We start from the raw sequence: 2,636 nt of genomic DNA, 5'->3' as shown, positions 1-2,636 counted from the left end.
CGACGGCATAGTTCGTTCTGAATTCAATGAAGAGATGTTCGGAAACCGAATGGCTCGAAACTTCGAGTGGATCAAGCATCGTTTTGATCCTGCAGGGCTCCTGAACCCGGGAAAAATAACATTCCCGCCAAAAATGGATGACCGGACGCTCATGCGTTACGCACCGGACTACACTGTCGAGGACTTTAAAACCGTTTTCGACTGGTCATCCTATACCGGCGCAGCTGGTGGTTTTCAGGGCGCTGTTGAGATGTGCAACAACAACGGCGCTTGTCGGAAGTTGAAAGACGGTGTCATGTGCCCCTCCTTCCGGGTCACACGCAACGAAAAAGACCTCACTCGCGGGCGCGCGAACTCCCTCCGGCTCGCAATTTCCGGACAGCTCGGGGCAGACGCGTTCACTTCGGACGACATGGCCGATTCCCTGAAACTCTGCGTCTCATGCAAGGGCTGCAAACGAGAGTGCCCAACCGGCATCGACATGGCCAAAATGAAGATCGAGGTCCAGGCTGCCCGCGCCCGGAAAAACGGGATTGGTCTGCGTGAGAAACTAATTGCTTATTTGCCTCGATACGCCCCCTACGCGGCGAAAGTACCCTGGCTGATGAACCTTCGGGATCAGGTTCCAGGACTTGCTTTCCTGTCCGAGTGGCTGCTTGGTTTTGCGAAAAATCGCAGGCTCCCAAGCTGGCGGAAAGACTGGATACGCCAGCAAACAAACGGAGTAGAAACCCCGGACGTTGTGCTTTTCGTTGACACGTTCAACCGCTATTTCGAGCCTGAAAACGTGGAGGCTGCCCGCAAAATTCTTACGCATTCCGGTTATTCGGTTGAATTGGCGGCACAAGCCGGACAGAAACGGCCGCTCTGTTGTGGACGAACCTTCCTCTCCGCAGGGTTGGTTGATGAGGCAAAGCACGAAATCCGGCGCACTCTCAGAGCACTCGCTCCGGCGCTGGCAAATGGCGCGACTGTCATCGGTCTGGAACCTTCTTGCCTCCTGACTTTCCGGGACGAAGCACCGTCGCTGCTTGGGGACGACTGGCAGGAGCAGTTCGCAGATCAATTCATGCTGCTTGAAGAGTTCATCGCCAGAGAAAGCGAAGCCGGCAATTTCGATCTTCCGTTAGCTCCACTGCCGCATCAGCAGGCGCTGGTACACGGTCACTGCCATCAAAAGGCATTCAACACCATGACAGCCTTGCAACAGACCCTGGGTTTGATCCCGGATTTGAAAGTGGAAGTCATTGCATCTTCCTGTTGCGGGATGGCAGGAAGCTTTGGATATCAGGCTGAGACACTCGAAATTTCGAAAGCAATGGGTGAGTTAAGTCTGCTACCGCGGATACGCGCTTCAGCAAAAGACAGTCTGATCGTTGCAGGGGGCACCTCTTGCCGGCACCAGATTGCTGATGGAACGCATCGAAACGCAATTCACGTGGCAAGAGTTTTGTGCCACGCTCACGATCTTGCTATGCACTAGAGAATGCGCATGACACTTACAGAAGCAGCCCTGCCGATCCAAAGACGAACGCTGCACGATGAACTAGTGGACCGCTTGCGTCACCTGATCATCGAAGGGGAACTGAAACCCGGCGAGAAGTTATCGGAAAAAGAACTCAGCGAGATGTTTGGAGTATCTCGCACGCCATTGCGCGAAGCACTTAAGGTGTTGGGAAAGGAAGGCCTGGTCAATCTTGTTCCCAACCGAGGCGCAACTGTTTCAAAGCTCACACTGGCAGATCTGGAAGAAGCCTTTCCCGTCATGGGAGCTCTTGAATCTGTTTCAGGAGAACTGGCCTGCGCCAATATCACAGATCAGGAAATTGAGCAGCTGGAGCGCCTGCATAAGGAAATGATCAGCAAGTATGAAGCGGAGGACTTAAGCGCTTATTTCAAACTGAATGAAGCCATTCATCAGCTGATCCTGGAAGCTGCCCGCAACCCCACTTTAAGCGAGATGCAACGAAGCCTGTCCGGACGCATTCGCCGTGCGAGGTACATGGCAAATATGTCCCCTGCCCGGTGGGCAAAGGCGGTAGCGGAACACGAAGCAATCTTGGCGGCCGTCAAGGAGCGGAATGGCGGGAAGTTGGGAAAGATCCTGAAACTGCATCTGGCAAACAAGCTGGAATCCGTACGCGAAGAACTTGTCGAGTAGTCAAAACGTACTCATCCGCATTCTCGCTGTCGTCCTGACAGTTTACTGAGTTGAAGAGAATTCATGTTTGAAGCATTTGCGATCACATTAGCGGCGCTCGCCACGATGCAACTTGCCCCTGGGCCGAATCTCGTTGTGATCGCCTCTACCGGATTGAGTGAAGGTCGAAAGGCAGCCCTTTTGGTCACGGGCGGCATTGTTACAGGTGTTTGTTTGTGGGTCCTGGGGGTCGCATTCGGCATTGGGACGCTCCTGCTCACATATCCTGTTCTTATGACAGGCATGAAACTGGGTGGTGGTGCCTATCTCCTATGGCTCGGCTCAAAAGGAATTTTGTCCTTGGTAAGGGGTGGCGACAGCAAAATCTCTGCCGTCAGCTTCACAGACGGTCAGCCACCACATTCGATTTCCCATTACAAACGGGGATTGCTTGTTGCCATGGCCAATCCCAAGGCAGCTCTTGCATGGGCGGCTA

General features: G+C 53.7%; 3 protein-coding genes. All 3 read left to right on the top strand.

Annotation, left to right across the window (positions count from 1 at the left end):
* A partial coding sequence (locus K5905_RS31310; protein ID WP_297591625.1) for a 4Fe-4S dicluster domain-containing protein occupies positions 1–1,483 on the top strand: 1,483 nt, incomplete at its 5' end.
* Between the two features lie 9 nt (positions 1,484–1,492).
* On the top strand, positions 1,493–2,161 hold the full coding sequence (locus K5905_RS31305; protein ID WP_297591624.1) for a GntR family transcriptional regulator: 669 nt from the start codon (positions 1,493–1,495) through the stop codon (positions 2,159–2,161).
* A gap of 63 nt (positions 2,162–2,224) precedes the next feature.
* A partial coding sequence (locus K5905_RS31300) for a LysE family translocator (RefSeq protein ID WP_297591623.1) occupies positions 2,225–2,636 on the top strand: 412 nt, incomplete at its 3' end.

Origin of the sequence: Roseibium sp. (assembly GCF_025698965.1) — a bacterium.
Classification (GTDB): Bacteria; Pseudomonadota; Alphaproteobacteria; order Rhizobiales; family Stappiaceae; genus Roseibium.
Note: the sequence above shows the minus strand (reverse complement) of the source record. Positions and strands in the feature narration are given on the sequence as shown.

Excerpts from the sequence above, each read along its gene's own strand:
- K5905_RS31305 (WP_297591624.1), top strand. The coding sequence starts at position 1,493 with ATGACACTTACAGAAGCAGCCCTGCCGATCCAAAGACGAACGCTGCAC.